We start from the raw sequence: 26,553 nt of genomic DNA on the forward strand, positions 1-26,553 counted from the left end.
TGCTCTCGATGTCGGGGGTGGGGCGGTGGATCGGGGCGGCGGTTCAGCTCTTGCCGAAGGTCGGGTTGTGGACCGCGCCGAGGGTGATGTGCACCGCCTGCTGGTGGGTGTAGAAGTCGATCGATCGGTAGCCGCCCTCGTGGCCGAGCCCCGACGCCTTGACGCCGCCGAACGGGGTGCGCAGGTCGCGGACGTTGTTGGAGTTGAGCCAGACCATGCCCGCTTCGACGTTCTGCGAGAAGTTGTGGGCCCGCTTCAGGTCGTCGGTCCACACGTAGGCGGCCAGCCCGTACTTCGTGTCGTTGGCGAGGGCGAGGGCCTCGGCATCCGTGTCGAAGGGGGTGATCGCGACGACGGGGCCGAAGATCTCCTCCTGGAAGATCCGGGCGGTCGGCGGAACGTCGGCGAACACGGTCGGGGCGACGAAGGTGCCGGTCTCGAACCCCTCGGGCCGTCCGCCGCCGGCGACGAGCCGGCCCTCGCTCTTTCCGAGCTCGACGTACGACATGACCTTCTCGAAATGCTCGGGGTGCACGAGCGCGCCGACCTCGGTGGCCGGGTCGTGAGGGTAGCCGACGCGCACCCGCTCGGCCTGCGCGGCATAGCGCTCGACGAACTCGTCGTACACGGAGCGCTCGACGAGGATGCGGCTGCCCGCCGTGCAGCGCTCGCCGTTGAGCGAGAACACCCCGAAGATCGTGGCGTCGATCGCGGCGTCGAGGTCGGCGTCGGCGAAGACGATCGCCGGGCTCTTGCCACCGAGCTCCATCGACAGTCCCTTGAGGTGCGGTGCCGCGTTGGCGAAGATCAGCTGCCCCGTCGAGCTCTCGCCCGTGAAGGAGATGAGCGGCACGTCGGGATGCTTCACGAGCGCGTCGCCGGCGTCTTCGCCGAGGCCGTTGACGAGGTTGAACACTCCCGCCGGCAGTCCCGCCTCCTCGAAGATCCCCGCCCACAGCGACGCCGACAGCGGGGTGAACTCGGCGGGCTTCAGGACGACCGTGTTACCGGTCGCGAGCGCCGGCGCGAGCTTCCACGACTCGAGCATGAAAGGGGTGTTCCACGGGGTGATGAGTCCGGCCACGCCGATGGGCTTGCGGTTGACGTAGTTGATCTGACGGCCGGGAACCTTGTAGGCGTCGTCGGCCTGAGCGACGATCAGGTCGGCGAAGAAGCGGAAGTTCTCGGCTGCGCGCCGCGCCTGTCCGAGCGCCTGCGTGATCGGCAGGCCGGAGTCGAACGACTCGAGCTCCGCGAGACGGGCGTCACGCGACTCGACGAGGTCGGCGATCCGGTGCAGCACGCGCGAGCGCTCGCGCGGCAGCATCCGGGGCCAGGGCCCGTCGGTGAAGGCGCGCCGAGCGGCGGCGACGGCCGCGTCGACATCGGCCTTCGTGCCGGCCGCGGCCTGCAGGTACACGCGGCCGGTGACGGGATCGAGAACGTCGAACGTCGCGCCGTCGACCGAGTCGACGAGCGACCCGTCGATGTAATGACGGATGGCGGCGGGCAGATCCGCGGGCGTGTGGGGGGCGGTGAGCGTCGTGTCGGTCATCTCGTGCGTCCTTGCAGCAGGGGGCGGTCAGAAATTGGGCAGGCCGAGCGCCTGATCGGGGTGCTCGTGCGTCATGTAGGCGTCGAGGGTGGCCGACCGGTGGCGCCGGGCCGCGTGCTCGATCTCGGTGAGTGGCGCTCCTCGCTCGATCAGTGCCACGATGTGCTCGTGCTCCCGCACCGACTCCTGTGCGCGGCCCGGGACGAAGCTGAACGTCGAGTCGCGGAGGTGCCCGAGCCGAGCCCATTCGGCCTGCACGAGCTCGAGCATCCGCGGGTTCGCGCAGCGTTCGAACAGCGTCGCGTGGAACTCCTGGTTGAGCCGGGTGAACGAGCGCGGATCGAAGTGGTCGAGCGATTCGGTCATCAGCTCGTTGATCTCGCGCGCACGTCGGATGTCGTCGACGGTCAGAGACCGTGCGGCGAGCGCGGTCGCGGCACCCTCCAGGATCGACAGCGCCTGCATGCTGAAGCGATACTGCGAGTCGTCGACCATCGCGACGCGAGCGCCGATGTTGCGCTCGAATGTGACGAGACCCTCGGCCTCGAGCTGACGGATCGCCTCGCGCACCGGGACGACGCTCATGTCGAGCTCGCCGGCGATCGTCCCGAGCACGAGTCGATAGCCGGGGGTGAACTCCTGCTCGGCGATGCGCTCGCGGATCCAGTGATACGCGCGCTGCGACTTGCTCTGCGTGTCGGGCAGGGGAGGCGTCGGCGACGTCATGCGCCGCGCTCGCCGTCGTAGCGGGCGCGCCACGCCGCGTTCATCGGGAACAGCCCGTCGACGGGTTCGCCCTCCGCGACGCGCGCCGCGATCCACGCGTCCTCGTGCTCTTGCGCGAGCGCGTCGTCGACGACCTCGGCCACGAGCGCGGGAGGGATGACGATGACGCCGTCGGCGTCGCCCACGATGACGTCTCCGGGCTGGACGGTCGTGCCCCCGCACGCGATGGTGACGCCCGCCTCCCAGGGGACGTGCTTCCGGCCGAGCACGGCGGGATGAGCCCCCGCCGCGTAGATCGGGAGGCCGACCTCTGCGACGGCCGCGTAATCGCGCACGCCGCCGTCGGTCACGACGCCTGCCGCGCCCCGAGCATGGGCTCGCAGGGCCAGGATGTCGCCGAGGGTGCCCGATCCGGTCTCGCCGCGCGCCTCGATGACGATGACCTCGCCGGGCGCGACGGAGTCGAATGCCCGCTTCTGCGCGTTGAATCCGCCGCCGTGCCGGGCGAAGAGGTCGGCGCGGAAGGGGATGAATCGCAGGGTGGCGGCGGTCCCGATGAGCTTCCGGGTCGGGTGCATCGGACGGACGCCGTCGATCGTGACGTCGTCGAGGCCCCGTTTCCGCAGCTGCTGCGACAGCGCCGCGACGGGAACGCGCTCGAGTTTCTCGCGGAGGTCCGCGTCGAGACCGCGTCCCGGCGTCTCGGGCAGCCCGGCAGCGGCCCGGGAGCCCCAGGCCTCCTCACGCTGGACGTCGTCGACCGCGGCGACCGAACCGAGCGCGGGGTCGAAGCCCTGATCGGAGTCGCCGGCGACGACGGTGGTGACGAGCCGGCCGGAGCTGGCGCCGGTGTCGAGCGCGTCGACCTCGACCTCGACGACGTCTCCCGGAACGATGACCGACGATCCGGCCGGCGTGCCGGTCAGGATGACGTCTCCGGTCTCGAGCGTCAGGTGCTGGGAGAGGTCGGCGACGATCTGCGCGAGGGAGAACAGCATCCCCGCGCTCGTGTCGTCCTGCACGAGCGTGCCGTTGACCCAGGTGCGCACGCGGAGGCGATCGGGGTCGACGGTCCGGGCGTCGATGAGATCGGGGCCGAGGGGAGTGAAGCCGTCACGGCTCTTGGAGCGCAGGTTCGACCCCTTGTCGGCGGCTCGCAGGTCGTAGACGCCGAGATCGTTCGCCGCGGTGACCGCCGCGACGTGCTCCCACGCCTCGGCGATGCCGACGCGGCGCGCGTCACGGCCGATGACCAGGGCGATCTCGCCTTCGAAGGCGAGCAGTTCGGTGCCGGCAGGGCGTTCGATGGCCTCACCGGTGGCGGCGATCGAGCTCGTCGCCTTCAGGAAGTACGAGGGGGCGGCGGGTGTGCGCCGGCGCTGGGCGGCCCGGGATGCGTAACTCAGGTGGACCGCGATGATCTTGCCCGGCCGACCGGAGCTTCCTCGCTCTTGTCTCATATTCGAAATCGTATATGATCATCGCCAGCAGAACAATGTCTGCAGACAACGTCGTCGACATCTCGGGAGCACGAAGATGAGCACCCCCACATCCACACCCGGTCCGGCCTCTCGGAGCGGCTTCACCTCGACCGGGACCATCGCCACCACTGCGGACCGCCGCCGCGTCGTGTTCGCGACCGTCGTCGGGACCACGGTCGAGTGGTACGACTTCTTCATCTACGCCACGGCGGTGGGGCTGGTCTTCGGCCAGCTCTTCTTCGCGCCGCTCGGCGCCAACAGCGCCCTCATCGGATTCGCGACCGTCGGGGTGAGCTTCCTCTTTCGCCCGCTCGGAGCCTTCCTCGCGGGCCACCTCGGCGACCGGCTCGGGCGCAAGCTCGTGCTGATGTGGACGCTCATCCTCATGGGTGTCGCGACGGCGCTGATCGGTCTCCTGCCCACGTACGAGACGATCGGCCTTGCCGCGCCCGTCATCCTCGTCCTGCTCCGGATCGTGCAGGGCATCTCGGCGGGCGGCGAGTGGGGCGGCGCGGTGCTCATGGCCGTCGAGCACGCCCCGAAGACGCGCCGCGGCGCATTCGGTGCGTCGCCGCAGATCGGCGTCCCGCTCGGGCTCCTCCTCGCCTCCGGCGTCATGGCCCTCATGGCCATGATCGCTCCCGGCGACGCGTTCCTGGCCTGGGGCTGGCGGGTGCCGTTCCTCCTGAGCGTCGTGCTCATCCTCGTTGGCTGGTACGTGCGTCGTCGCGTCGAGGAGAGTCCCGTGTTCACCGAGCTCGCCGAGCGCCGCGAGAAGGCGCACATGCCGATCGTGCAGCTGTTCCGCAAGCACGCCGCCCTCGTGATCATCGCCGCGTTCGTCTTCGCGGGGAACAACGCCGTCGGCTACATGACCACCGGCGGCTACATCCAGAACTACGCGACGAACCCCGACGGCCCGCTCGGCTTCGACCGCGAACCGGTCCTGTGGGCGGTCGCCGGCTCGGCGGTCACGTGGCTCGTCACGACGCTCATCGCCGGGTTCCTGTCCGACCGGATCGGGCGGCGCACGACCTATATCGCCGGTTGGATCCTCCAGCTGGCGGGCGTGTTCGCGCTCTTCCCGCTCGTGAACACCGGAAGCATCGGCCTGCTCTTCGCGGGTCTCGCGATCCTCACGATCGGCCTCGGCCTGACCTACGGCCCGCAGGCGGCCCTGTACGCCGAGCTCTTCCCCGCGTCCATCCGGTTCTCGGGCGTCTCGATCTCGTACGCCATCGGGGCCATTCTCGGCGGCGCCTTCGCGCCGACCATCGCCACCGCGCTCGTGCAGGCGACGGGTTCGACGATGTCGGTGACCTGGTACCTCGCCGGGATGACGGTCCTCGGACTCGTCGCGACCCTACTGCTGCGCGACCGCAGCGGCATCCCGCTCGATCCCGACCACGAGGCCGAGCAGTCGGTGAGCCCGATCGTCGGCACCGGCCGGCGCTGATCGCGGCGGCGAGGAGGGGGCAGGATGCAGTTCCACCATCACGGCTACGTCTCGGGAGACCCGCGCGTGCAGCCTGCGGCCGGTCGCGGGCTGCATCGTCCCGTCGAGCTGCCCGACGAGACCGACGTCCTGATCGTGGGGTCGGGGCCGGCGGGGATGCTGCTGGCGGCCCAGCTGTCGCAGTTCCCCGATGTCGACGTGCGCCTGATCGAGCGCCGAGACGGGCGACTCGAGCTGGGGCAGGCCGACGGCATCCAGCCGCGCAGCGTCGAGACCTTCCAGGCGTTCGGGTTCGCCGAGCGCATCATGGCCGAGGCGTACAACATCGGCTGGATGAACTTCTGGGCACCCGACCCCGAAGACCCGACCCGCATCGTGCGCACCATGCGCACCGAGGACTACGCCCTGCGGATGAGCGAGTTCCCGCACCTGATCGTGAATCAGGCGCGTGTCCTCGACTACTTCGCCGAGGCGGCGGCGCGGGGACCGGGGCGCGTCCTCCCGGACTACGGCGTCGAGTTCCTCGGGCTCACCGTCGGCGATGAGGGCGACTTCCCCGTCGAGGTGCGGGTGCGCCACGTCGCGGGCGAGCGGGCGGGGGAGGAGCGCACGATCCGCGCGAGATACGTCGCGGGCTGCGACGGCGCCCGCAGCCGCGTGCGCGACGCGATCGGGCGGGTCCATGTCGGCGAGGCGTCGGCGCACGCCTGGGGTGTCATGGACGTGCTGGTGAACACCGACTTCCCCGACTGGCGCATCAAGTGCGCGATCAACTCCGCGGCGGGCAACATCCTGCACATCCCGAGGGAGGGCGGCTATCTCAGCCGCATGTACATCGATCTGGGGGAGGTCGCGCCCGACGACGACCACCGCGTACGGCAGACCCCGATCGACGAGATCATCCGGCGGGCCAACGCGATCCTGCATCCCTACTCGATCGACGTGAAGGAAGTGGCCTGGCACAGCGTCTACGAGGTCGGCCACCGGGTCACCGACGGCTTCGACGACGTGCCGGCCGGGGTCGAGCGCGCACCGCGCGTCTTCCTCACCGGCGACGCATGCCACACCCACAGCGCGAAAGCCGGTCAGGGGATGAACGTCTCGATGCAGGACGGGTTCAATCTGGGGTGGAAGCTCGGCCACGTCCTCACCGGCCTCGCGGCACCCGCGCTGCTGTCCACCTACGGCGCCGAGCGGCGCCCCGTCGCGCAGCAGCTCATCGACTTCGACCGGGAGTGGTCGGCGCTCATGGCGCGGAAGCCGGCGGAGATCACCGATCCGCAGGACCTCGCGACCCACTACCTGGCGACGGCGGAGTTCCCCTCCGGCTTCCGAACGCGCTACGACACGTCCGTGATCGTCGGTGACGGCAGGCACCAGGGGCTCGCCACGGGCTTTCCGCTCGGCATGCGGTTCGCGTCGGCCGAGGTCGCCCGGGTGGCCGACGGCAATGTCGTGCACCTGGGGCACCACGCCCGAGCCGACGGGCGGTGGCGCATCTACGCCTTCGCCGACGCGCCGCTGCCGGGTTCGCCGTCCGTCCTCGACGAGTTCGCTCGATGGCTGGCCTCGCCGGCGTCGCCGGTCTCAGTCCACACCCCGGCGGGCGCCGACGTCGATGCGGTGTTCGACATCAAGGTCGTGTACCAGCAGCGGTACGACGAGGTCGAGCTGCCGCTCGTCCCCGACGTCTTCCGTCCGAGCACCGGACCGCTCGGGCTGACGGACTGGGAGAAGGTGTTCGCCGCTGCACCGAGCGCGTGGCACGACTCCGACATCTTCGACGAGCGCGGGCTCTCGCGCGACGGCGTCGTCGTGGTCGTCCGTCCCGACCAGTACGTGGCTGCCGTCCTGCCGCTGACCGCGACGGACGAGCTCGCCGCGTTCTTCGCGGGGGCCCTGCTGCCGCGCTAGGAGTTCACGCGCAGAATCTCCTCCTGGTAGGGCGCGCGGACCGCCGCCGACACCCGCAGGTCGAGCAGGAGGAACGGGCGCTCCTCGGCGGGACGTTCGCGCCACCGGACGAGGGCCTCGAGATCGTCGAGGGTGCGCACGACGACGCCCTCGCCGCCGACCGCGCGGCACAGCGCGGCGAAGTCGACCTCGGGGATGAGCATGGGGGCGGGCGCGAGCCCCTGCGCGCCGTAGAGGTGCACCTCCGCGCCGTACGCGCGGTCGTTCCACACGACCGCGAGGCCATGGCCGCCGGCGACGCGGACGGCCGACTCCAGATCACTCGCGGCCATGAGGCCGCCGCCGTCCCCGGTCGTGAGGACGATCGTCGCGTCGGGACGAGCGCGGGCCGCACCGGGAACGGACGGGAAGCCGAGGCCGATCGACTGATAGGCCGTGCCGACCATCATCATCCGGTCGGGCGATGAGACGGGCCAGTACATGTTGGCCCATCCGATGAAATGGCCGCCGTCCGACACGACCACGCGGTCATCGGGCAGCAGCTCCCCGATCCGCCGAGCCGCGGAGCGCGGGTCGAGCCGGCCGTCCGGGGCGAGATCGGCGCCCGGATCGCGTTCGCCGAGGGCGGCGGTATCGATCGACTCGCGCCATCCGCTCGGAGGAGCGCCGATGGCTCCGAGCTCGTCGGCGACAGCCTGGGCGGCGAGTGCCGCGTCGGCCCGCAGGTAGAGGCCGACGTGCGGATGGGTCGCGGCGGGGGCCGTATCGATCTGCGCGACGGTCGTCCCGGGGGCGAACAGCTCCCCGAATCTCATCGTGAACTGGTTGAGCGACGCGCCGACGACGAGCACGGCATCGGCGTCGCGGATGGCGGACATGGCCCCCTCGGCGCCGAATCCGCCGGTCACACCGAGATCGAACTCGGGGCGCGGGAAGACTCCGCGCCCGAGCGCGGTGGTCGCGGTCACCGCTCCCGTCGCATCAGCGATGGCGCCCAGGGCGGTGCCCGCCCCGGCGAGCCAAGCGCCCCGGCCGGCCAGGAGCAGAGGGCGCCGCGCACCCGCGAGCGCGCGGGCGATGCGGGCCACGGTGCCCGTCGCGAAAGGCGTCGTGGGGCCGAGGGCGAGCGCGCGTCGCGGCTCGGGCATCGCAGTCATCGGGCCGGCCTCGGCCTTCGCGACGTCGTAGGGGATGGCGAGGACGACGGGCGAGGAGTAGACGAGTGCATGCTCGATCGCGATGACGGTCGTGGCCGCGGCATCCGTTCGTCCGACCGTGTACGTGCGGACCCCGACCGCCGAGGCGAGGGCGATCTGGTCGACGTCCCACGGGCGCGGTCCCGACGTCGGCGCGTCACCGACGACCAGGACCAGCGGGGTGCGGGCCTGGGCGGCCTCGGCGAGCGGCGTCAGCGTGTTCGTGAAGCCGGCGCCGTACGTCGCCGTGGCCGCGGCCAGCCCGCCTCCGGCGCGGTAGTGGGCGTCCGCCGCCACGACGCCGCCGGCCTCGTGCCGAAGAGCGGTGAACGAGACCCCGGGGGAGCGTTCGAGTGCGTCGAGCAGGTGCGCGTTGCCGTTGCCCATCACCCCGAAGACGTGGGAGACATGCCGGGACAGGGCGGCGGAGACGTGCGCGGAGACGGATGGCATGGCGATGCCTTTCGAGACGGAACGGTGATCGAGGCCGTATGTGTCTCACGCGCGGATGCCGCTTCGTGCCCATTTTTCGAGCACCGACGGCAACGCCGCCGCCGGACGTTCCGATTATAGGAACGACCGACGACGGCGTGAAGTGTCGGGTGCGGGTTACGCCGGGACCTTCAGTCGCGGCACCCCGGCGGTGACCGGTCGCAGCTCCCGCTGCGGAGCCTCGGGGATCTCCTGGTCGAGCGCGACGACCAGACCGGCGGACGAGGTCGCCGCGTTGGCCATGTCGCGCACGGCCACCGGATTCAGGATCTCCATGTCGGCGCTCCCGAAGACGAAGCGGAGGGGGATCGACGGCTGAAGCCAGATCGAGGAACGGCCCTCGTCGGAGGACCACGACATCATGAAGCTCTCGTTGCGTCGGAGCTTCGTCGCGATGACGACCTTGAGGTGCGCGAGCAGGCGGTCCGGGATCTCGATTCGGGTGTCGGAGTTTCCGTAGTGGAGCTGTCCCATGCTGTCCTCCTGAGATCTCGATGAGTGGGGGAAGTGTTCTTTCCCTCGTTAAGTATCTAGTCAGACAAGACAGTTCCTGTCAATTCTTAGATCCTATGTATCTCATGATCTGTGAAAGACAGAATCTGTCAAGCTGGTCTAGTGTTCTAGGATGCTGTCGGAGGAGGTGGCAACCCGATGCCTCAAAACGTCGTCCGTCATGAAGGACTTCATCTCTACGCGGATCAACCTCGAGACGAGGTCGGCCGTCGCCTGAGCGACGCCGTCCTGCGTCTCAGACGCGCCGAGCAGGTGCAGGCGGGTCTCGCGGTGCGCGCTTCGGAGCTGTCAGCGGTCGACCTGACGGCGCTGCGCTACCTCGTCCAGGGGCATCGAGACGGGCGCGACCTCGGACCCAAGGACCTCATCGTCATGCTCGCCACGTCGAGCGCGACCGTGACCAACGTCGTCGAACGCCTCGCCTCGAAGGGGCTCGTCGAGCGCGTTCAGCACCCCACCGATCGCCGAGCGCACTACCTCGTGCCGACCGCGGCCGCCATCGAACGGGTCGACGCTGCGTTCGCCGCTCACCACCGCGCGATCGTCACGGTCATCGACGAGCTCGACGCCGAGCGGGCCGCGATCGCGGCTGAGGTCCTGGACCTTCTCGCCGCTGCTCTCGACGACGTCGCCGAACGCACCCCCTGACCGGGAGCCGCGGGCCCGACCGACCATGACGGAGGGGCCGGCTTCGCACCTGATGTGCGAGCCGGCCCCTCCGTCATGCGTCAGCTGTCTTCGCCCTCGGCCTGCGAGGGATGTCCCGTCGCCCCCTCGGGGGCCTCGCCCGTGTCGGGGTGTTCGGGGTCTGCGCCTTCGGCCTGACTGGGCTTCGCATCGTCTCGTGACATCGACGGTCTCCTTCCGGGATGGCGTGCATCCTCTGGCTATCACGCTTGACCGACCCCCGCCATCCCCTCGCCCCGGGCGGGGCGACGTGCTTACGGTCGGCGCATGTCCGACGCATCTGAACCCCTGACCGATGAAGAGGCCCGCCGTGAGGAACTGCTGCGCGCCGGCGGATCGACCGAGGCCGACGCGGCGCCGCGGATCGAGACGAGCGAGCACGACGGTGTGACGCGGATCGACATCGCCGACACCGCCGCCGTCCGTCCGGGGCCGGGGCCCGGAACGCCCGAAGCCGACGGCGACGAGCCGGGGGAGGCGCGATGAAGGCGCTCACCTGGCAGGGACGCCGCAACGTGTCGGTCGAGACCGTCCCCGATCCGGAGATCCTCGAGCCGACGGACGCGATCGTGAAGATCACGTCGACGGCCATCTGCGGGTCGGATCTGCACCTCTACGAGATCTTCGGCCCGTTCATCGACAGCGGTGACGTCCTCGGCCACGAGCCGATGGGCGTCGTCGTCGAGGTCGGCTCGGCCGTGACGAACCTCGCCGTCGGCGACCGCATCGTCGTGCCGTTCAACATCTCGTGCGGCCACTGCTTCATGTGCCGCCGCGGTCTCCAATCCCAGTGCGAGACGACGCAGGTCACCGAGTACGGCAGTGGTGCGTCGCTGTTCGGCTACACGAAGCTGTACGGCCAGGTGCCGGGAGGCCAGGCGGAGTACCTCCGCGTCCCGCTCGCCGACTACAACCACATCCGGGTCGGCTCGGACCTTCCCGACGACCGGTATCTCTTCCTCAGCGACATCCTGCCGACGGCGTGGCAGGGCGTCGAGTACGCCGCCGTCCCCGAGGAGGGGACTCTCGCCGTCATGGGACTCGGCCCCGTGGGCCAGTTCGTCGCACGGATCGGCGTGCACCGCGGATACCGGGTGCTCGCGGTCGATCCCGTCGCCGAGCGGCGTGCGATGGCCGAACGCCACGGCGCGGATGTGTTCGACCTGACCGATTCGGTCGTCGACGAGATCCGCGATCTCACCGACGGCCGCGGTGCGGACGCGGTCGTCGATGCTGTCGGCATGGAGGCGCACGGCAATCCGGCCGTCTCGACGATCCACAAGGCCGTGGGCCTGCTGCCCGACGCCCTGGCTCAGAAGGTCATGGAGACCGGTGGACTCGACCGGCTGGCCGCCCTCCACTCGTCGATCGACGTCGTGCGTCGCGGTGGCACGGTCTCGATCAGTGGGGTGTACGCGGGCGAGGCCGACATGATGCCGATGAAGACGATGTTCGACAAGCAGCTGAGCCTGCGGATGGGGCAGTGCAACGTCAAACGCTGGATCGACGACCTGCTGCCGCTCGTCGAAGACCCGGCCGACCCGCTGGGGGTCATGGATCTGACGACGCACCGCGCGCCGCTGGCCGACGCGCCGGGCCTCTACGAGACTTTCCAGAAGAAGGAGGACGGCTGCATCAAGGTGGTGCTGCAGCCGTGATCCCGCAGCGGAGAGGAGACCGCCGTGTCGCGTAACGTCCGACTCATGCACTGCGCCCCCGAAGACGTCTTCGCGGTCCTGAACGACGGCTGGCTCTTCCCGGCCTGGGTCGTCGGGGCCTCGCGGATGAGGGACGTCGCCGAATCGTGGCCGCAGAAGGGCTCGAGGCTGCACCACTCCTTCGGGGTGTGGCCCTTCGTGATCGACGACAGCACCTCGGTGCTCGAGTTCGACCCGCCGCGCCGCATGGTGCTCCAGGCGCGGGGCTGGCCGGTAGGAGAAGCGCACATCACCATCGATGTGAAAGCGCGGGGTGACGACTGCGTCGTGCGGCTGCAGGAATTCGCCGCGGAAGGGCCCGGGTCGTTCATCCCGCAGCCCCTGCTCGACCTGCCCCTGCACGTGCGCAACGCCGAGACGCTCCGGAGGCTCGCGCACCTGGCGGAGGGCGGCGCGGGACGGTGACGGCGGAGTACGACGCGGTCATCGTCGGCTCCGGACCCAACGGACTGGCGGCGGCCGTCACGCTCGCTCGATCGGGGCTGAAGGTCGCCGTCTTCGAGGCGGAGGACCACTTCGGCGGCGGCGCGGCGACGGGCGAGGTCACTCTCCCCGGCTACCGGCACGACCTCTGCTCGGCGGTGCACCCCCTTGCCTTCGAATCCGCGTTCTTCCGCGAGTTCGGACTGCGTCGCCGGGTCGAGTTCGTCGTGCCCGAGGTGTCGTACGCGCATCCCCTCGACAGCGGCGCAGCCCTGGCCTACCGCGACCTCGATCGGACGGCGGAGGGCCTCGGCGTCGACGGCCCAGCGTATGCGCGATTGATGAGGCCGCTCGTCGACCGGGTGCGGGGCATCGCCGACTTCACCGGCGGATCGCTCCTGCGTGTCCCCGGCGACCCGATCGCCGCCGCCTGGTTCGGAGCACGCACCCTCGAGCAGGGCACGGCGGCATGGAACCTGCGATTCCGCGACCACGCCGCGCCGGCTCTCGTGTCCGGTGTCGCGGCCCACACCATCCTGGGGTTGCCGAGTCTCGCGGCGGCCGGAGGCGGGCTCACCCTCGCGACCTACGGTCATGCCCGCGGCTGGCCGATCCCCGTCGGTGGCAGCGGGGCGATCGTCGCGGCCATGGTCGACGACATCCGCGCCCACGGCGGCGAGCTGTTCGCGGGTCAGCGCATCCGCTCGCTCGACGAGTTGCCCGCCGCTCGCGCCGTCATGCTCGATGTGACTCCGCGGGCCCTTATCGGGATGGCGGCGGGCCGGATGCCGGCACGTTATCGCCGTCGCCTGGAACGCTTCCGTTACGGCGACGCCGTCGCGAAGGTCGATTTCGCCCTGTCGGCCCCCGTGCCCTGGCACGACCCGGCGATCGCGCGCAGCGGCACGGTGCACGTCGGCGGTACGCGGGCGGAGATCGCCGCGTCCGAGAATGCGGTGCGGGCGGGTCGCCTGCCCGACGCGCCGTACGTGCTGGTCGCGCAGCCGTCGCTGTTCGACGAGAGCCGCGCGCCGGCCGGGCATCACACGCTGTGGGCGTACACGCATGTCCCCGCGGGCAGTGCGGTCGACCGCACGGAGGCCGTCGTGCGACAGATCGAACGCTTCGCTCCGGGGTTCCGAGACACGATCGTCGGCGCTCGATCCGAGACTGCGCAGCAGGTCGCGGCCCGCAATCTGAACTATCCCGACGGCGACATCTCCGCCGGGGTTCCGTCGCTCGATCAGTTGATCGCGCGGCCCGTGCTCGCTCGCGACCCCTGGCGTACGCCCATGGGCGGCGTCTACCTGTGCTCGTCGTCCACCAGTCCCGGACCGGGCGTGCACGGTCTGGCGGGGTGGTGGGCGGCGCTCAGCGCGCTGCGGCACGAGTTCGGCGTGCGCACTCGTCCCGACCTCTCGCCGCGCCCCTAAAGGCGGAGCGCGCCGGAGTCAAGCAGAAGTTCGTCGATCCGCCGCGCTTCTACAGTGGACGGATCATCGCCGTCTGCGGGAGGTTCCATAGTGACCGGTGCGTCCGAGCCCGAGTCCGTCGCCCGTGCCGTCGAGCGTCTGCGCCTGGCCGAAGCCAGCCTGGCCCGGCGCAGGCAGAGCGACTGCGGCCCGAGCGAGACCGCGCGCGCGGCTATGCGCATCGTCTACGACAGTGCGGATGCCGGAAAGCGCGTCACGCCGACCGACATCGCCGCGACGCTCGGCATCTCGACGCCGACGGCCACCACGCTCCTGAAGCGACTCCACGACGGGGGACTGGTCGCCTTCCAGCGGAATCCCGACGATGGCCGGAGCAAGTACGTCGTCCCGACGGACCGTAACGCCGACGTCGAAGGGGTCGACCCGCTGACGGTCCGGGTCCGTGACATCGCGCGCGGGCTCGACGAGGACACCGCGGCGAAGCTGTCGATCCTTCTCGACGCCATTGCGGACGCGGTCGACGAGGAGTGCCGCTGAGGCGCGCGCCGCTCGGTCAGGCGTCGGCCGTCGCCGGCTCCGGGGTGACGCGGAGTCCGTTCGCGCCGCCGGCCTCGATCAGCAGGGCCTCGACCCAGTGCCGGTTGATCGTCGGCGGCCGGCTGCCGCTGAAGAGGAACACCAGGGGAACGGCCGGATGCACCCATACGCTGAACAGCCCGCTGTCGGTCGAGCGGTGGAACATGAACGGCTCGTTGCGGCGCAGCTTGTTCATGAAGACCACCCGCAGGTGGGCGAGCAGACGGTCTTCGACGTCGAACGTCCGGCCCTGGCTTCCGTAAACGAGTGTTCCCACGGACGCGAGGGTAATGGCGGGGGTGAGACTAACTAATTCCGGTTAGTTAGGCGAACTAGCCAGTGGGCGACGGGACTGCCTAAACCTCCCGCGGACTCCTGTCAAGCCGGTAGGTGTCTCGGGCTCCGAGCGCGACACTCGAACCAGAGCGACGGGAGTGGTCATGGTCTTGGATATGTCACCGATCGCCCGCAAGCCCAGCGCGGTGCGTCTGGCCACGTCGGGCGCTCTTCGTCAGTTGCCCACCCGCCGGCCCGAGGCCGCGATCGCCGGGTCCGAGGTTCGGTGGGAACTCGTCGACGTGGACCGCTACGAGGTTCGCGAGGGCGAGGTCGTCCTCGGATACATCGACGTCGTCGGCGCCGTCTTCGTCGCACTCGGGGGCCCCTGGTACGCGGCTGCCGTCGAACTCCGCCAGACGCTGCGATTCGACGAGGCCGTGCAGACCCTGCGTTCGACCCGGCGACACTGACGCGGCCCGGCGCCGCGATCGCATCCTCCTAGGCTGGAGGCATGATCCGAATCGCCACGGTCGGCACGAGCGTCATCACCGACGCGTTCATCGGTGCGGCGACCCGCACTCCCGGTATCGAGGTGGCGGCGGTCTCCTCCCGCGATGGAGCGAAGGCGCGCGCGTATGCCGATCGCCTCGGTGTCGCGGGAGCGTTCGCCGGGCTCGACGCCGTCCTCGCCGATCCCGGCATCGACGCGGTTTACATCGGGTCGCCGAACTCGGCGCATCGACCGCAGGTCGCCGCGGCGATCGCGGCGGGCAAGCACGTGCTCGTCGAGAAGCCCGCCGTCGCCACCGCCGACGAATGGGATGACCTCGTCGAGCGGTCGCGCCGTGCCGGCGTGGTGATGATCGAGGCGATGCGCACCGCGTACGACCCGGGCATCGCCGCGGTGCGCGAGCTGCTGGGATCTCTCGGCGTGCTCCGCCGTGCCTCGTTGCACTACGCCAAGCGGTCCTCTCGTTACGACGCCGTCCTGGCGGGCGAGACCCCGAACATCTTCGACCCCGCGATGGGCGGGGGAGCTCTCGCGGATCTCGGGGTCTACGGTGTGCATGCAGCGGTCCTGCTGTTCGGCGAGCCCGTCGGGATCACCGCATCGTCCGTGACGATCGCCACGGGCGCGGACGGCGCAGGTCTCGCGGTGCTGCAGTATCCGGGACTGATCGTCGACGTCGGCTACTCGAAGATCACCACGGCGGCACGACCGAGTGAGATCCAGGGCGAGGATGCGACCCTCCTGATCGATCATCTCGCCAGCCCGCGGCGCGTGACGCGCATCGGCTCGGACGGCTCGGAGTCGGAATGGGCCTCGGATGCGCCCGCGGACGTCCTCGACGGTGAGGTCGCGCGCTTCGTGGAGCTCGTCGGCGGCACCGCGATGCCCGACGAGGATCAGGCCCGCACGTCGGCCACGCTCCGCACGCTCGAACGCATCCGCCGGGCGACGGCCGGATGACGCATCCGCCGATCGTGCTGTCAAGGCCCTAGGGTTCCGTGGCGGCTCGACGCAGGCTCGACCCATGCAACACAGACCCATGCAACACAGGGGACTGCGCTGGGACGAGATCGCCGAGGATGCCTGGCGGGTATGCGATCCCGCCCGTCCGTCCTCCGATGCCGACGCCGTCGTCGCCTACGTCGAACGGCGCCGCGACGGTGTCTACGAAGTGGTGTGGCTCTGCGGCACCGCGGGAACCGAGACCTTCGCCGCGATCGGCGAAGCGGCATCCGCCATCTGCGAGCGACACGCGTCGTCGCGCCGAGCCGGTTCGCCGCTCGCGACCAAGCCAGTTCCGATCGCCCACCGCCCCCCGCTTTCCCCGGCCTGATCCGTGACGGCCTGATCCGCGAGGGCGCTCAGCTCCGCAACCGGTCGAGGAGGAGTCCCAGAGCCGCGTCGACGCTGTCGTCGATGACCTGCTCGGGGTCTCCGTCGAGTTCGAGCAGCAGATGTCCGGTGCCGTCTCCGTCGCTCCATCCGAGGTAGACGGTTCCCGGGTCGTGTCCGTCGTGGGGCTCGGGGCCTCCGACGCCGGTGGCCGACACGGCGAGGTCGGCTCCCGTGAGGTCGCGGACGGCCCGGGCGAGCTGTTCGGCGCACTCAGGCGAACAGGGGTCGATCCCCGGGGCCAGGTCGAGCACCCGGTGCTTCGTCTCGAGCCGGTAGGCCACGACCCCGCCGGCGAACCAGTCGCCGGCCCCTTCCGCCGCGCCGATCGTCGCGGCGAGGTTGCCCGAGGTGAGCGATTCGGCCACGGCGATCACGGTCCCCGTCTCCTGGGCGCGGCGGGCGAGTTCGTCGATGTCGGTCATATCTCCTCCTGGCGCGACCTTAGGCAGGGCTGAGATTCCGGGGCGCGGGGATTGTCCCGAGACGAGCGCGGTGATACGCGGGGGGAGGGCAGGCATCAGATCGGGACTTTGGTCCCGGTTCGGTCGCCCTCGAACGCGAGATAGTTATGTGGTCAGACCACATACGACAAAGGAGACAGAAATGACCACGCACGCGGTCCACGCAGCCATCCCTCGCACGGAGGCTCGGACCCGCACCCAGGCGATCGCCCGCCAGGACGAGATCGTGACCTCGCTCACCGGCCGCCGCAGCCTCGCCGCGCTGCGCTACGCGACCGGGTTCATCTTCCTCTGGGCCTTCCTCGACAAGATGTTCGGCCTCGGGTTCTCGACCCCGTTCGAGCGCGCGTGGATCAACGGCGGTACGCCGGCGCAGGGCTTCCTCAACAGCCCCGCCGTCACCGGCCCCCTCCAGCCGTGGTTCCAGAGCATGGCGAGCCCGCTCGCCGACGTCCTGTTCATGGCGGGCATGCTGGCCATCGGACTCGCCGTCATGTCGGGCGTCGGTCTCCGCGTCGCAGCGGTCGCCGGAAGCCTCGTCATGCTGCTGATGTACCTCGCCGAGTGGCCGTTCGCCTGGGGTGCGGCATCCACCAACCCCCTCGTCGACTACCACATCGTCTACGCGCTCGCGCTGATCGTGCTCGCCGTGCTCCACGCCGGCGACACCTGGGGCCTCGGCGCCATGTGGAAGAAGCTGCCTCTCGTGCAGCGCTTCCGGTGGCTCGTCTGACACCGAGTCGCCCCAGCGAAGGCGCGGATCCCATCGGGGTCCGCGCCTTCGCTCAGTGGTGCGCGGGGTCCGTCGCGCGCAGCGCGGCCTGCGTGCGACTCGACACGCCCAGGGTGCGCATGATGGCGGTCACGTGGTTCTTGACCGTCTTCTCGGCCACGCCGAGCTCGGCCGCGATCGCGCGATTCGACAGCCCGCGCGCGATGAGGTCCAGAACCTCGCGCTGGCGGCGGGGGAGCGTCTCGGAAGAGGGCGGCGTGGTCGCGTGCAGAGTCGCGCTCAACGCGTGTCCCGAGCCGACGCGGCGCACCGCGTCGACGAGCTCGCTCCCGGCGAGGTCCTCCACGAGGAAGGCGGCGGCCCCCGCCGCCGCGCTGGCGGTGCGTGCCCCGTCGTCGTCGGACGGGCTGAGGATGATGCACTGGATGCGCGGATCCATCCTCCGGAGCGCCCGGCACACGTCGGCGCCGGTGCCGTCCGCCAGGCGATAGCCGAGGACCGCGACATCCGGTCGCGTCACCTCGGCGCGGGCGGTCGCCTGTCGGGCGGTGGTCGCCTCGGCGACGACCTGCAGGCCCGTCGCCGCGTCGATCAGGTCGGCGGCGCCGCGGCGGACCAGGTCGTGGTCGGCCAGGACCAGCACGGCGAGCATGGCCTCCACCGTAGCGTCCGGCTGGTTACGGTGGTGGGATGGAGGAGCATCGGGCCGGGCCGCGGCGGAGCGAGCAGGCTCGTCTGGCGGTTCTGACGGCCGCGGCCGAGCTGATCGCTGAGAGCGGCTACGAGAACCTCACGATCGAGGCCATCGCCCGGCACGCCGCCGTCGGCAAGCAGACGATCTATCGATGGTGGCCGTCCCGTGCCGCGATCCTCAGTGAGGCGCTGCTGGAGGGAATGATCTTCCGTCAGCAGCTCGCGGTGCGCGACACCGGTGACCTGCGCGGCGATCTCGCCGAATGGATGTCGCGGGTGTGGACGGTCCTCGACGCTCCGCAGGGGCGTCTGCTGCTGCGGTCGCTCGTCGCGGCGGCGACGGAGCATGCGGCGATCGGCGAGCTCATGCGCGACCGGCTGAGCGCCGACGGCGGCATCCGAGCGCGCGTGGTCGCGCACGGCGATCCGACGCTCGCGGCGGTCGAGATCGGCGACGCGGTGGCGGGATGGATGATGATGCAGGCGCTCCTCGGAGCCGCGCCGACGCCCGAGAGCATCCGGGCGATCGTCCGCGTCCTCGTGCCGGGTTAGGGTTGACGAGACGTCGCGTCTCGTCAAGGCGTCCGCACCTCGAAGGAGTCGCTGATGGCCGAGCTGCTGTACCGCCTGAGCAAGGGGGCCGCGCGCCGCGCCTGGCTCGTCGTCGTCGCGTGGATCGCGGTCCTGGGAATCGCCGGCGGAGCTTTCGCGCTCGGCTTCGGCGGGCTGTCGTCGAGCTTCGACATCCCGGGGACCGCCTCGTCGAAGGTCACCGACCAGCTCGCCGACGAGCTGCCCGACTTCGCCGGAGCGGCGGGCACCGTGGTGTTCCACGCCGAGGACGGCGCCCTCACCGACGACCAGCGCGCGGCGATCTCCGACCTCGTCGCCTCGGCGACCGACCTCCCCGACGTCGCGACGGTCAACGACCCGTTCGACGCCGAGGCGCAGCGCGCGGCGCAGGCTCAGCAGCTGGCCGACGGACAGGCGCAGCTGTCGGCCGCTCGTGACCAGCTCGACTCCGGCCAGCAGCAGCTCGATCAGGGCACGGCCGAGCTCGAGGCCGGGCAGGCCCAGCTCGACGCCGCGCGGGTCCAGCTCGACGCCGCGGGCGCGCCCGCCGCGCAGCTCGCCGCTCTCGACGCCCAGCAGGCCCAGCTCGACGCGGGACGCGCCGAGCTCGAGCGTCAGCAGGCGACACTCGATGCCGGGCGCACCGAGCTCGAGGCGCAGGCCGAGACCGCCGACCTCGGCGGCCGTCTGCTCGACCTGGCCGACGGCATCGCGCTCGTCTCTCCCGACGGCTCGACCGCGACGGTCAACGTCGCTTTCACCCTGCCGCGTCTCGAGCTGCCGCAGGAGGCGAAGGACGCCGTCGTCGAGCACTTCACCGCCGAACCCATCCCGGGTGTCGAGGTGGGCTTCTCGACCGAGATCTCGCAGGGCGTGCCGAAGATCCTCGGTGTGGGCGAGGCCGTCGGTGTCGCGGTCGCCGCCGTCGTCCTGCTCGTCATGCTCGGAAGCCTCATCGCCGCGGCGCTGCCGCTCGTCACCGCCATCATCGGCGTGGGCGTCGGCGTGCTCGGGGTGCTCTCGCTGTCGGGCGTCGTGCAGATGGCGTCGGTGACTCCGGTGCTCGGCGTGATGCTGGGGCTCGCGGTGGGCATCGACTACGCCCTGTTCGTGCTCAACCGCCATCGCAAGCAGCTGCTGCGCGGGATCGACCTGCACGAGTCGATCGGCCTCGCCGGAGGCACCGCCGGCAACGCCGTGGTGTTCGCCGGTTCGACGGTCGTCGTCGCCCTCCTCGCCCTCAACATCACCGGCATCCCGTTCCTCGGCCTCATGGGGACGGCGGGAGCCGTCTGCGTCGCGATCGCGGTGCTGATCGCGATCACACTGCTCCCGGCGCTGCTGGGGCTGCTGGGGATGCGCGTGCTCGGTCGACGAGCGCGTGCCCGCGTCGGCCAGCCCGACGCCGTGTCGACGCCGACGCGCGCGATGCCGACCTGGCGCGCGATCACGACCGCCGTCGTGTCCGTCGGACTCCTGCTGGTGCTCGCGGTGCCGGCGCTGTCGATGCGGGTCGGACTTCCCGACGGGGCGTCCGAGCCGGAGGGGTCGTACGGCCAGCGCGCCTTCCAGCTCACCGAAGACGCGTTCGGCCCCGGCGCGAACTCCCCGCTGCTCGTGACCGCGAGCCTGCCCGAGGGCCTTGACGACACGGGACGGCTGGAGGCGCAGGTCGCTGTCGCCCAGGCGATCGCCGATCGCGAGCACGTCAGCGCCGTCGCTCCGATCGCGGTCTCCGACAGCGGGCGCATCGCCGCGTTCCAGGTGATCCCGACCGAGGGGCCGAGCAGCGTCGCGACGGAAGACCTCGTGCGCGACCTCCGCTCCCTGCCGCCCGTCGACGGCGAGTACGCGCTCGGTGTCGCCGGTCAGGCCGCCATCAACATCGACATCTCCGAGGGGCTCGTCGGCATCCTGCCGATCTACCTCGCGGTCGTGGTCGGGCTCTCGCTCGTGATCATGATCGTCGTGTTCCGGTCGCTCGTCGTGCCGCTCATCGCGACGGGAGGCTTCATCCTGTCGCTGTTCGCGACCTACGGAGCGGTCGTCGCGGTCTTCCAGTGGGGGTGGGGTGCCGAGCTCATCGGTCTGCACACGACGGGTCCGATCCTGAACTTCCTTCCGGTGATCCTCGTGGGCATCCTGTTCGGGCTGGCCATGGACTACCAGCTCTTCCTCGCGTCGGGCATGCGCGAAGCGTTCGTGCACGGCTCCGAGGCGAGACTCGCCGTCATGCAGGGGTTCCGTGCCGGCCGCTCGGTCGTCGTCGCGGCCGCGCTGATCATGGTGTCCGTGTTCGGCGGCTTCATCTTCGCCGAGGCCACGATCATCCGCTCGATGGGCTTCGGTCTGGCCTTCGGCATCCTCGTCGACGCGCTCGTCGTCCGGATGCTGCTGATGCCCGCGCTCATGCACCTCATCGGACGCGGTGCATGGTGGCTGCCCCGGTGGCTCGACCGCATCCTCCCGGATGTCGACGTCGAGGGCGCCAAGCTCGAACGCACGCACCCGCACGTCTGAGCGGCGTCGGCCGGGGTCAGAACGCGTCGAGGTCGGCGCGCAGGCCCTGGCCGGTGTGCTCCGTGCGCAGGATGCCGCGCCGCCGGAGCACCGGGACGAGCTCGTCGAGCGCACGGTGCAGGGTGACGGGGTGGAAGTCGCCCGAGAAGATCAGGCCGTCGTTGTCGGCGTCGTCGCCGAGCGCCTGGATGACGTCGGCGATCTCCTCGGCGGTTCCGACCGTGCCTCCGGCGCCGTCGGTCACGCGACCGAGCCGTGCCTTGCCGGCGAGGATGTCGCGCAGTGGCGCCTCCGAGAAGTCGGAGTAGCGGCCCAGCAGACCCCGGATGGTGCCCTTCGAGACGTGATCTCCGAAGACCGCGGGGTCGAGCGGGCGATCGAGATCGAGCGCCGTGAGGTCGGTCTCGAGGTCGCTCGACCAGGCCTCGGCGACCTCGACGAGGGTCGCCTCGTCGGGGTGGCGTGACGCCTCGACGAGGCGCTCGGCCTCTTCGACCGAGCTCGCGACGATCGGCTTGAAGACGAAGAAGGTCTTGATGGCGTCGGCGTCCCGACCCGCGGCGAGCGCCGCGTCGCGCACGCGTGCGCGGTAGGCGCGGATGCTCGCCGGGTCGAGGTTCGACAGGGCGAGCTGGATCTCGGAGTTCGCGCCGGCGAACCCGATGCCCCGGGGCGAGCCGCCCGGGGAGGCGACGATCGGGTCGCCCGCCGGCAGCGGCTCGGCGTTGAGCGGACCGTCGAACGAGAAGTACTCGCCCCGGTGGCGGACGGCGTGGATCTTCGAGCCGTCGGCGTAGATCTGCGTGTCGGGGTCGGCGATCAGCGCGTCGTCGTCCCAGCTGTGCCAGAGCAGCCGCAGGGCGTCGAGCCATTCCTGGGCGCGGTCGTAGGCCGCGTCGTGCCCGAGTCGCTCGGCTCCGAAATGGTGGGCCGAGCCGACGTCGGTGACCACGTTCAGGCCGAGCCGGCTGCCGCTCAGGTGCTGCAGCGACGCGAACTGACGGGCCGCGAGGTACGGCGGCCAGGCGGCCGGGTTGACGGTGGGGATCACGCCGAGGTGCTGCGTCGCGGCGAACAGGTACGGCGCGAGCGTCCACGGGTCGTGCTTGGGCCCGCCGTAGGCCTTGCGCACCCGCAGGTTCAGCGTCTCGGGGGTGATGCCGACCGAGAGGGCGTCTTCGATGAGGACGAAGTCGAACCCGGCCTGCTCGAGCTCGCGGGCCGAGTGCTGGTAGAGATCGGGCTTCTGCCACGGCCAGTTCCACCGCTGGTAGGGCCGCGCCCAGCCGTGCGGGCCGAATCCGCGGGAGAGGAACCACCCGAAGTGCTGCGTGCGAGTCACGCCGACACCGTCTCTGGCACGTCGGTCGTCGCGGCGGCGGCGATCAGCCCGCGCTCGAGGTCGGCGATCAGGTCGTCGGCGTCTTCGAGCCCGACCGAGAGACGCAGGAGCCCCGGACCGACGCCGACCCGCTCGAGGTCTGCGTCGCTGCGGCTCGCGTGGGTGGTGGTCGCCGGGTGCAGCACGAGCGATCGGACGTCGCCGAGGTGGGTCATCGGGGTGAACAGCCGGACGCTGCGGGTGAACGCCTCGGCGGCCGCTCGTCCGCCCGCGAGCGTGAAGGAGAAGAGCGCGCCCTGCCCCGCCGGGAGGAGGCGGACGGCGAGGTCGTGGTCGGGGTGTGAGGCGAGGCCGCTGTAGTCGACGCCGACCACCTCGGGGCGGGTCTCGAGCCAGGCGGCGAGCGTCGCCGTCGTCTGCGACTGGCGCTCGACGCGCAGCGAGAGCGTCTCGATGCCCTGGAGCAGGAGGAACGCGTTGAGGGGCGAGGGTGAGGGCCCGAAACGCATCGCCACGCGGCGTGCGGTGTCGAGGAACGCTCGGTCGCCCGAGCGCTCGACGAACGTGCGGCCATCGGGTCCGGTCTCGGACGCGATCTGGCGGAAACGCCCCGGGACGGCATCCCAGGCGAAGCGTCCGCCGTCGATGATGACGCCACCCAGGCCGGTGCCGTGACCGGACAGGAACTTCGAGGCGGAGTGGATGACGATGTCGGCACCGAGTTCGAGCGGACGCAGCAGGTACGGGGTCGCGAGGGTCGAGTCGACCACGAGCGGGATGCCGTGCCGGTGCGCGACGTCGGCGACGGTCGGGATGTCGAGCACGCCGCCGCGCGGGTTGGCGATCGACTCGGCGACGAGGGCGCGGGTGCGCGGTCCGATCGCCGACTCCCAGGCCGCGGGATCGCGCGGGTCGTCGACGAAGTCCGTCGTGATCCCGAGTCGTGCGAACTCCGAGCGCAGCAGTTCGCGCGTGCCCTCGTAGATGGCGGACGCCGCGACGATGTGATCGCCGGATTCGAGGATCGTCAGCAGCGCCGTCGTGGTCGCCGCCTGTCCGCTTCCGACGAGCAGGGCGCCGACGCCTCCCTCGAGGTCGGCGATGCGCCGCTCGGCCGCCGCCGCGGTCGGGTTGCCGACCCGCGTGTAGCTGAAGCCCGTGGTCGGGTCGGCGAACCGGCCCTCGCCGTCGGCGAGGTCGTCGAACTCGAATCCGGCGGTCAGATAGATCGGTGTCGCGCGCGAGCCGTACGCGTCGAAGCCGCGGGCGCCCGCGTGCAGCTGACGCGTCGCGAAGGCGAGGGATTCGGGGTGGTTCTCGAGAGCGGACATGCGGGAAGAGTACGGCGGGAGGCCTCGACGGCGCTCCCGCGCCGTCATCCGAGGTCACGCGGCAGCGGAGTCGGGCCTCGGATGTGTCGCCGTGTGTTCTCGCGTTTCCGACTGTTTCGCGGGCGTCCGCCGATGGAGCGGCTCCTCGCGAGCATGGGGGTCATGTCCCCCCTGGTGAGCGTCGACGACCTCGCCGCCGAACTCGCCGCGGACGCTCCCGTGCGTCTGCTCGATGTCCGGTGGCGGCTGGACCGCGCCGAAGGGCGCCCCGACTACCTCCTCGGTCATCTGCCCGGAGCCGTGTACGTCGATCTGGAGCGCGAGCTCGCCCGCCCGGGGGTTCCGGAGCGGGGCCGTCATCCGCTGCCGGGTCGTGCCGATCTCGAGCTCGCGGCTCGCCGCTGGGGCATCAGAGCGGGCGACCGCCTCGTCGCATACGACGACAACGACGGTGTCGCTGCGGCTCGTGCGTGGTGGCTGCTCCGCCGTCACGGACTCGACATCCGTGTTCTCGACGGCGGGTTCCGGGCCTGGGTCGCCTCCGGCCGTCGCCTGGAGCAGAGCGACCGCGCGGCGACGCCCGGCGACGTCGACCTCCCGGAGGGGAGCGGCGGTCTCGCCGGGATCGACGAAGCGGCCGTCGCCCCCACCCGAGGGGTCCTCCTCGACGTGCGTGCGCCCCAGCACTATCGCGGCCAGGCGCCGGGAGTCGATCCCGTCAGCGGACACATCCCCGGGGCCCGCAACCTCCCGACGGTCGTCCACATCGCGCCGGACGGTCTGCTCCGCGGCCCGGACGAGATCCGTTCGTCACTCGCGGCCGTGGGGATCGGACCCGACACGGACGTCGTCATCACGTGCAGCTCGGGCATCGCCTCGGCCCATACGGCGCTCGCATTCGTGGTGGCCGGGTACGGTCGGGCCCGCGTGTTCGCCGGATCGTGGAGCCAGTGGTCGCGCGACCGCGGGCGCCCCGTCGCGACCGGGTCGAGCCCGGCCGCGGAGATCGGCGTCGTCTGACGCGTGCGACGCCGCGTGCGACGCGGTCAGTCGCGGAGGGCGGAGTCCTCGCTGAGCCGGTGCCACGTGCGATTGTGGTAGACCAGCGCCTCGCCGTGGCCGCCCGGCTCGACATCGCGTTCGACGTGCGACTGCAGGGCGTGGCCGGCGATGACGATGGAGCCGCCGGCATCCATGCGCGACACGACCGCGCAGCGCACCCAGGCCCGCACGCCGCTGTACACGGGTTCTCCCGTGGTCAGGCGGGACCAGATCGAGGTGTCGGCGAAGCGATCGATGCCGCTGGTCGCGCCGAGCTTGGCGAGGGCGAGGTCATCGGCGTCGAGGAGGTGGACCACGACGGTCTCGGCCGTCGAGAGCACCGCTGACGCGGACGACTGCGCCGACACGGAGAACACCAGCAGTGGCGGGTCGGCGCTCACCGACGACACGGAGGTCGCCGTCAGGGCTACCGGGCCGTCACCGGCGTCGGCGGTGATGACGGCGACGCCGCCGGGGTGCCCGCGGAAGAGCGTCTTGAAGTCGTCGGCGGACAGCGAGCCGCCCAGGTGACGGGACGGGTGCTCCGCGGACGGGTCGATGTTCGGCTGCGACATGATCACGACGTTAGTAACCACGGGGGCGCGTCACATGTTCCGTGAACCTCGGAGACGATGCATGACGCCGTGTAACGTTCCCCGCGTGACGACGGAAACCCACGACGGCTGGTCGCGCCGGTACGGCTCGGCCGCGCCCCGCGACCTCCCGCGCAATGACGTGCTCGACCTGCTCTATCGTCACCGTTCCGTCCGCCGGTTCGGGCCCGGCGAGATCGACGACGCGACCCTGACCGCGATCGTCGCGGCGGCGCAGTCGGCGTCGACGAGCTCGAACCTGCAGGCGTGGTCGGTGATCGAGGTGCGTGATCGCGCGCGGCTCGACGCTCTCGCGACTCTGGCCGGCGACCAGGACTTCATCCGCCGGGGCGGTGTGTTCCTCGTCTTCGTCGCGGATTGGGCCCGGGCTCGTGAGCTCGCACACCGCGCGGGGGAGCCGTCCGACGCCGTCGAGTACATGGAGAGCACCATCGTCGGCTTCATCGATGCGGCGCTCGCCGCCCAGAACGCCGTCGTGGCGGCGGAATCGCTGGGGCTGGGCGCCGTCTACGTGGGTGCCGTCAGGAACCACCCCGAGCAGATCGCCGATCTGCTCGAGCTCCCGACCGGGGCTTTCCCCGCGTTCGGGGTCGTGCTCGGGCACCCCGACCCCGACGATCGCGCAGGGGTGAAGCCGCGGCTCCCGCAGGAGATCGTCCGTCACCGCGAGACCTATCGCCTGCCCGACGACGCCGAGATCAGCGCCTACGAGGAGGCCGTCAGGGCGTACTACGGCACGCAGGGCGAGCCCCGAGGGTGGCTGCGCACCGCGATCGCACGCGTGCGGGATACCGCGAGCCTGCACGGACGCCACACGATGCGCGCCGCGCTCGAACGCCGCGGGCTGTCGTCGCGCTGACCGCGACGGTCCGACCGCTCGACACCGGCGC

Annotated in this window: 28 protein-coding genes; 16 read left to right on the forward strand and 12 right to left on the reverse strand. The window is 70.9% G+C overall.

What is annotated here, in order from left to right:
- Window positions 1–43: 43 nt before the first annotated feature.
- The 3 genes from hpaE to AA0Y20_RS06090 are packed head-to-tail and all read right to left on the reverse strand — an operon-like array spanning window position 44 to window position 3,741.
- Window positions 44–1,555 (reverse strand): 5-carboxymethyl-2-hydroxymuconate semialdehyde dehydrogenase, encoded by a 1,512-nt coding sequence (hpaE, locus tag AA0Y20_RS06080; RefSeq protein WP_412938089.1) that lies wholly within the window; start codon window positions 1,553–1,555, stop codon window positions 44–46.
- A 27-nt stretch (window positions 1,556–1,582) separates the two neighbouring features.
- On the reverse strand, window positions 1,583–2,281 hold the full coding sequence (locus AA0Y20_RS06085; protein ID WP_412938090.1) for a GntR family transcriptional regulator: 699 nt from the start codon (window positions 2,279–2,281) through the stop codon (window positions 1,583–1,585).
- Window positions 2,278–3,741: a fumarylacetoacetate hydrolase family protein gene (locus AA0Y20_RS06090; protein ID WP_412938091.1), complete on the reverse strand. Its 1,464-nt coding sequence runs from the start codon at window positions 3,739–3,741 to the stop codon at window positions 2,278–2,280. The genes AA0Y20_RS06085 and AA0Y20_RS06090 overlap by 4 nt, the downstream gene beginning before the upstream one ends.
- A 76-nt stretch (window positions 3,742–3,817) precedes the next feature.
- Between AA0Y20_RS06090 and AA0Y20_RS06095 the strand changes: the two genes are divergently transcribed.
- Complete coding sequence (locus AA0Y20_RS06095) at window positions 3,818–5,218, forward strand: MFS transporter (RefSeq protein ID WP_412938092.1); 1,401 nt, start codon at window positions 3,818–3,820, stop codon at window positions 5,216–5,218.
- A 24-nt stretch (window positions 5,219–5,242) separates the two neighbouring features.
- On the forward strand, window positions 5,243–7,132 hold the full coding sequence (locus AA0Y20_RS06100; protein WP_412938094.1) for an FAD-dependent monooxygenase: 1,890 nt from the start codon (window positions 5,243–5,245) through the stop codon (window positions 7,130–7,132).
- Here the strand turns inward: AA0Y20_RS06100 and AA0Y20_RS06105 are convergent.
- Window positions 7,129–8,781 (reverse strand): thiamine pyrophosphate-binding protein, encoded by a 1,653-nt coding sequence (locus AA0Y20_RS06105; RefSeq protein WP_412938096.1) that lies wholly within the window; start codon window positions 8,779–8,781, stop codon window positions 7,129–7,131. The two genes, AA0Y20_RS06100 and AA0Y20_RS06105, sit on opposite strands and share 4 nt — an antisense overlap.
- Window positions 8,782–8,937: 156 nt before the next feature.
- A complete protein-coding gene (locus AA0Y20_RS06110) occupies window positions 8,938–9,294 on the reverse strand; it encodes a hypothetical protein (RefSeq protein WP_412938097.1) in 357 nt (118 codons plus the stop codon).
- A 177-nt stretch (window positions 9,295–9,471) separates the two neighbouring features.
- On the opposite strand from AA0Y20_RS06110, the gene AA0Y20_RS06115 reads away from it, so the two are divergent.
- Window positions 9,472–9,981 carry a MarR family winged helix-turn-helix transcriptional regulator gene (locus tag AA0Y20_RS06115; protein ID WP_412938099.1) on the forward strand — a complete coding sequence of 170 codons (510 nt, stop codon included), beginning with the start codon at window positions 9,472–9,474 and terminating at the stop codon, window positions 9,979–9,981.
- Between the two features lie 80 nt (window positions 9,982–10,061).
- On the opposite strand, the gene AA0Y20_RS06120 is transcribed toward AA0Y20_RS06115, so the two are convergent.
- On the reverse strand, window positions 10,062–10,184 hold the full coding sequence (locus AA0Y20_RS06120) for a hypothetical protein (RefSeq protein ID WP_412938100.1): 123 nt from the start codon (window positions 10,182–10,184) through the stop codon (window positions 10,062–10,064).
- Between the two features lie 103 nt (window positions 10,185–10,287).
- Between AA0Y20_RS06120 and AA0Y20_RS06125 the strand changes: the two genes are divergently transcribed.
- The 5 genes from AA0Y20_RS06125 to AA0Y20_RS06145 all read left to right on the forward strand — a co-directional run bounded on the left by AA0Y20_RS06125 (window position 10,288) and on the right by AA0Y20_RS06145 (window position 14,131).
- Complete coding sequence (locus tag AA0Y20_RS06125; protein ID WP_412938101.1) at window positions 10,288–10,506, forward strand: multidrug transporter; 219 nt, start codon at window positions 10,288–10,290, stop codon at window positions 10,504–10,506.
- Window positions 10,503–11,678 (forward strand): zinc-dependent alcohol dehydrogenase, encoded by a 1,176-nt coding sequence (locus tag AA0Y20_RS06130; protein ID WP_412938103.1) that lies wholly within the window; start codon window positions 10,503–10,505, stop codon window positions 11,676–11,678. The genes AA0Y20_RS06125 and AA0Y20_RS06130 overlap by 4 nt, the downstream gene beginning before the upstream one ends.
- 24 nt (window positions 11,679–11,702) lie before the next feature.
- Window positions 11,703–12,143: an SRPBCC family protein gene (locus AA0Y20_RS06135; protein ID WP_412938105.1), complete on the forward strand. Its 441-nt coding sequence runs from the start codon at window positions 11,703–11,705 to the stop codon at window positions 12,141–12,143.
- Window positions 12,140–13,594 carry a phytoene desaturase family protein gene (locus AA0Y20_RS06140; protein ID WP_412938106.1) on the forward strand — a complete coding sequence of 485 codons (1,455 nt, stop codon included), beginning with the start codon at window positions 12,140–12,142 and terminating at the stop codon, window positions 13,592–13,594. Before AA0Y20_RS06135 ends, AA0Y20_RS06140 begins: the two co-directional genes overlap by 4 nt.
- Window positions 13,595–13,684: 90 nt before the next feature.
- Entirely contained in the window at window positions 13,685–14,131 is a 447-nt protein-coding gene (locus AA0Y20_RS06145; RefSeq protein WP_412938108.1) for a MarR family winged helix-turn-helix transcriptional regulator, read from the forward strand.
- A gap of 16 nt (window positions 14,132–14,147) precedes the next feature.
- On the opposite strand, the gene AA0Y20_RS06150 is transcribed toward AA0Y20_RS06145, so the two are convergent.
- Window positions 14,148–14,447 carry an ATP-dependent DNA ligase gene (locus AA0Y20_RS06150; RefSeq protein WP_412938109.1) on the reverse strand — a complete coding sequence of 100 codons (300 nt, stop codon included), beginning with the start codon at window positions 14,445–14,447 and terminating at the stop codon, window positions 14,148–14,150.
- Window positions 14,448–14,622: 175 nt separating this feature from the next.
- Between AA0Y20_RS06150 and AA0Y20_RS06155 the strand changes: the two genes are divergently transcribed.
- From AA0Y20_RS06155 to AA0Y20_RS06165, 3 genes are all read left to right on the forward strand, one after another.
- Window positions 14,623–14,919, forward strand: a complete 297-nt coding sequence (locus tag AA0Y20_RS06155; protein ID WP_412938111.1) for a hypothetical protein — start codon at window positions 14,623–14,625, stop codon at window positions 14,917–14,919.
- Between the two features lie 41 nt (window positions 14,920–14,960).
- The gene (locus AA0Y20_RS06160; RefSeq protein WP_412938113.1) at window positions 14,961–15,920 is read left to right on the forward strand and encodes a Gfo/Idh/MocA family protein; all 960 of its coding nucleotides are present in this window, start codon (window positions 14,961–14,963) and stop codon (window positions 15,918–15,920) included.
- A gap of 79 nt (window positions 15,921–15,999) precedes the next feature.
- Complete coding sequence (locus AA0Y20_RS06165) at window positions 16,000–16,293, forward strand: hypothetical protein (protein WP_412938115.1); 294 nt, start codon at window positions 16,000–16,002, stop codon at window positions 16,291–16,293.
- A gap of 28 nt (window positions 16,294–16,321) precedes the next feature.
- On the opposite strand, the gene AA0Y20_RS06170 is transcribed toward AA0Y20_RS06165, so the two are convergent.
- On the reverse strand, window positions 16,322–16,777 hold the full coding sequence (locus AA0Y20_RS06170; RefSeq protein WP_412938116.1) for a CinA family protein: 456 nt from the start codon (window positions 16,775–16,777) through the stop codon (window positions 16,322–16,324).
- Window positions 16,778–16,958: 181 nt separating this feature from the next.
- On the opposite strand from AA0Y20_RS06170, the gene AA0Y20_RS06175 reads away from it, so the two are divergent.
- Window positions 16,959–17,549, forward strand: a complete 591-nt coding sequence (locus AA0Y20_RS06175) for a DoxX family protein (RefSeq protein WP_412938117.1) — start codon at window positions 16,959–16,961, stop codon at window positions 17,547–17,549.
- 52 nt (window positions 17,550–17,601) lie between these two features.
- Here AA0Y20_RS06175 and AA0Y20_RS06180 read toward each other — a convergent pair whose 3' ends face one another.
- Window positions 17,602–18,201, reverse strand: a complete 600-nt coding sequence (locus AA0Y20_RS06180) for a LuxR C-terminal-related transcriptional regulator (RefSeq protein ID WP_412938119.1) — start codon at window positions 18,199–18,201, stop codon at window positions 17,602–17,604.
- Between the two features lie 38 nt (window positions 18,202–18,239).
- Here AA0Y20_RS06180 and AA0Y20_RS06185 point away from each other — a divergent pair, with 38 nt between their 5' ends.
- Complete coding sequence (locus AA0Y20_RS06185) at window positions 18,240–18,794, forward strand: TetR/AcrR family transcriptional regulator (RefSeq protein WP_412938121.1); 555 nt, start codon at window positions 18,240–18,242, stop codon at window positions 18,792–18,794.
- Between the two features lie 54 nt (window positions 18,795–18,848).
- Window positions 18,849–21,335 carry an MMPL family transporter gene (locus AA0Y20_RS06190; RefSeq protein ID WP_412938122.1) on the forward strand — a complete coding sequence of 829 codons (2,487 nt, stop codon included), beginning with the start codon at window positions 18,849–18,851 and terminating at the stop codon, window positions 21,333–21,335.
- 16 nt (window positions 21,336–21,351) lie between these two features.
- Here AA0Y20_RS06190 and AA0Y20_RS06195 read toward each other — a convergent pair whose 3' ends face one another.
- Together AA0Y20_RS06195 and AA0Y20_RS06200 are read right to left on the reverse strand one after the other, a co-directional pair.
- On the reverse strand, window positions 21,352–22,677 hold the full coding sequence (locus AA0Y20_RS06195) for an NtaA/DmoA family FMN-dependent monooxygenase (RefSeq protein WP_412938124.1): 1,326 nt from the start codon (window positions 22,675–22,677) through the stop codon (window positions 21,352–21,354).
- Window positions 22,674–24,008, reverse strand: a complete 1,335-nt coding sequence (locus AA0Y20_RS06200; RefSeq protein ID WP_412938126.1) for an O-acetylhomoserine aminocarboxypropyltransferase/cysteine synthase family protein — start codon at window positions 24,006–24,008, stop codon at window positions 22,674–22,676. Before AA0Y20_RS06200 ends, AA0Y20_RS06195 begins: the two co-directional genes overlap by 4 nt.
- A 162-nt stretch (window positions 24,009–24,170) precedes the next feature.
- Between AA0Y20_RS06200 and AA0Y20_RS06205 the strand changes: the two genes are divergently transcribed.
- Window positions 24,171–25,028 carry a sulfurtransferase gene (locus tag AA0Y20_RS06205; protein ID WP_412938127.1) on the forward strand — a complete coding sequence of 286 codons (858 nt, stop codon included), beginning with the start codon at window positions 24,171–24,173 and terminating at the stop codon, window positions 25,026–25,028.
- A 26-nt stretch (window positions 25,029–25,054) separates the two neighbouring features.
- Here AA0Y20_RS06205 and AA0Y20_RS06210 read toward each other — a convergent pair whose 3' ends face one another.
- Entirely contained in the window at window positions 25,055–25,624 is a 570-nt protein-coding gene (locus tag AA0Y20_RS06210) for a flavin reductase family protein (protein WP_412938128.1), read from the reverse strand.
- Between the two features lie 85 nt (window positions 25,625–25,709).
- Here AA0Y20_RS06210 and AA0Y20_RS06215 point away from each other — a divergent pair, with 85 nt between their 5' ends.
- Window positions 25,710–26,522, forward strand: a complete 813-nt coding sequence (locus tag AA0Y20_RS06215) for an NADPH-dependent oxidoreductase (RefSeq protein ID WP_412938129.1) — start codon at window positions 25,710–25,712, stop codon at window positions 26,520–26,522.
- The last annotated feature ends 31 nt before the right edge of the window (window positions 26,523–26,553 follow it).

This window comes from Microbacterium pratiae, assembly GCF_047302165.1.
Classification (GTDB): domain Bacteria; phylum Actinomycetota; class Actinomycetes; order Actinomycetales; family Microbacteriaceae; genus Microbacterium.

Coding starts and splice junctions, on each gene's coding strand:
- AA0Y20_RS06185 (WP_412938121.1), top strand. CDS start 18,240: ATGGAGGAGCATCGGGCCGGGCCGCGGCGGAGCGAGCAGGCTCGTCTG.
- AA0Y20_RS06110 (WP_412938097.1), bottom strand. CDS start 9,294: ATGGGACAGCTCCACTACGGAAACTCCGACACCCGAATCGAGATCCCG.
- AA0Y20_RS06170 (WP_412938116.1), bottom strand. CDS start 16,777: ATGACCGACATCGACGAACTCGCCCGCCGCGCCCAGGAGACGGGGACC.
- AA0Y20_RS06090 (WP_412938091.1), bottom strand. CDS start 3,741: ATGAGACAAGAGCGAGGAAGCTCCGGTCGGCCGGGCAAGATCATCGCG.
- AA0Y20_RS06205 (WP_412938127.1), top strand. CDS start 24,171: ATGTCCCCCCTGGTGAGCGTCGACGACCTCGCCGCCGAACTCGCCGCG.
- AA0Y20_RS06125 (WP_412938101.1), top strand. CDS start 10,288: ATGTCCGACGCATCTGAACCCCTGACCGATGAAGAGGCCCGCCGTGAG.
- AA0Y20_RS06165 (WP_412938115.1), top strand. CDS start 16,000: ATGCAACACAGGGGACTGCGCTGGGACGAGATCGCCGAGGATGCCTGG.
- AA0Y20_RS06190 (WP_412938122.1), top strand. CDS start 18,849: ATGGCCGAGCTGCTGTACCGCCTGAGCAAGGGGGCCGCGCGCCGCGCC.
- AA0Y20_RS06175 (WP_412938117.1), top strand. CDS start 16,959: ATGACCACGCACGCGGTCCACGCAGCCATCCCTCGCACGGAGGCTCGG.
- AA0Y20_RS06200 (WP_412938126.1), bottom strand. CDS start 24,008: ATGTCCGCTCTCGAGAACCACCCCGAATCCCTCGCCTTCGCGACGCGT.
- AA0Y20_RS06210 (WP_412938128.1), bottom strand. CDS start 25,624: ATGTCGCAGCCGAACATCGACCCGTCCGCGGAGCACCCGTCCCGTCAC.
- AA0Y20_RS06160 (WP_412938113.1), top strand. CDS start 14,961: ATGATCCGAATCGCCACGGTCGGCACGAGCGTCATCACCGACGCGTTC.
- AA0Y20_RS06155 (WP_412938111.1), top strand. CDS start 14,623: ATGTCACCGATCGCCCGCAAGCCCAGCGCGGTGCGTCTGGCCACGTCG.
- hpaE (WP_412938089.1), bottom strand. CDS start 1,555: ATGACCGACACGACGCTCACCGCCCCCCACACGCCCGCGGATCTGCCC.
- AA0Y20_RS06085 (WP_412938090.1), bottom strand. CDS start 2,281: ATGACGTCGCCGACGCCTCCCCTGCCCGACACGCAGAGCAAGTCGCAG.
- AA0Y20_RS06100 (WP_412938094.1), top strand. CDS start 5,243: ATGCAGTTCCACCATCACGGCTACGTCTCGGGAGACCCGCGCGTGCAG.
- AA0Y20_RS06130 (WP_412938103.1), top strand. CDS start 10,503: ATGAAGGCGCTCACCTGGCAGGGACGCCGCAACGTGTCGGTCGAGACC.
- AA0Y20_RS06095 (WP_412938092.1), top strand. CDS start 3,818: ATGAGCACCCCCACATCCACACCCGGTCCGGCCTCTCGGAGCGGCTTC.
- AA0Y20_RS06120 (WP_412938100.1), bottom strand. CDS start 10,184: ATGTCACGAGACGATGCGAAGCCCAGTCAGGCCGAAGGCGCAGACCCC.
- AA0Y20_RS06115 (WP_412938099.1), top strand. CDS start 9,472: ATGCCTCAAAACGTCGTCCGTCATGAAGGACTTCATCTCTACGCGGAT.
- AA0Y20_RS06105 (WP_412938096.1), bottom strand. CDS start 8,781: ATGCCATCCGTCTCCGCGCACGTCTCCGCCGCCCTGTCCCGGCATGTC.
- AA0Y20_RS06180 (WP_412938119.1), bottom strand. CDS start 18,201: ATGCTCGCCGTGCTGGTCCTGGCCGACCACGACCTGGTCCGCCGCGGC.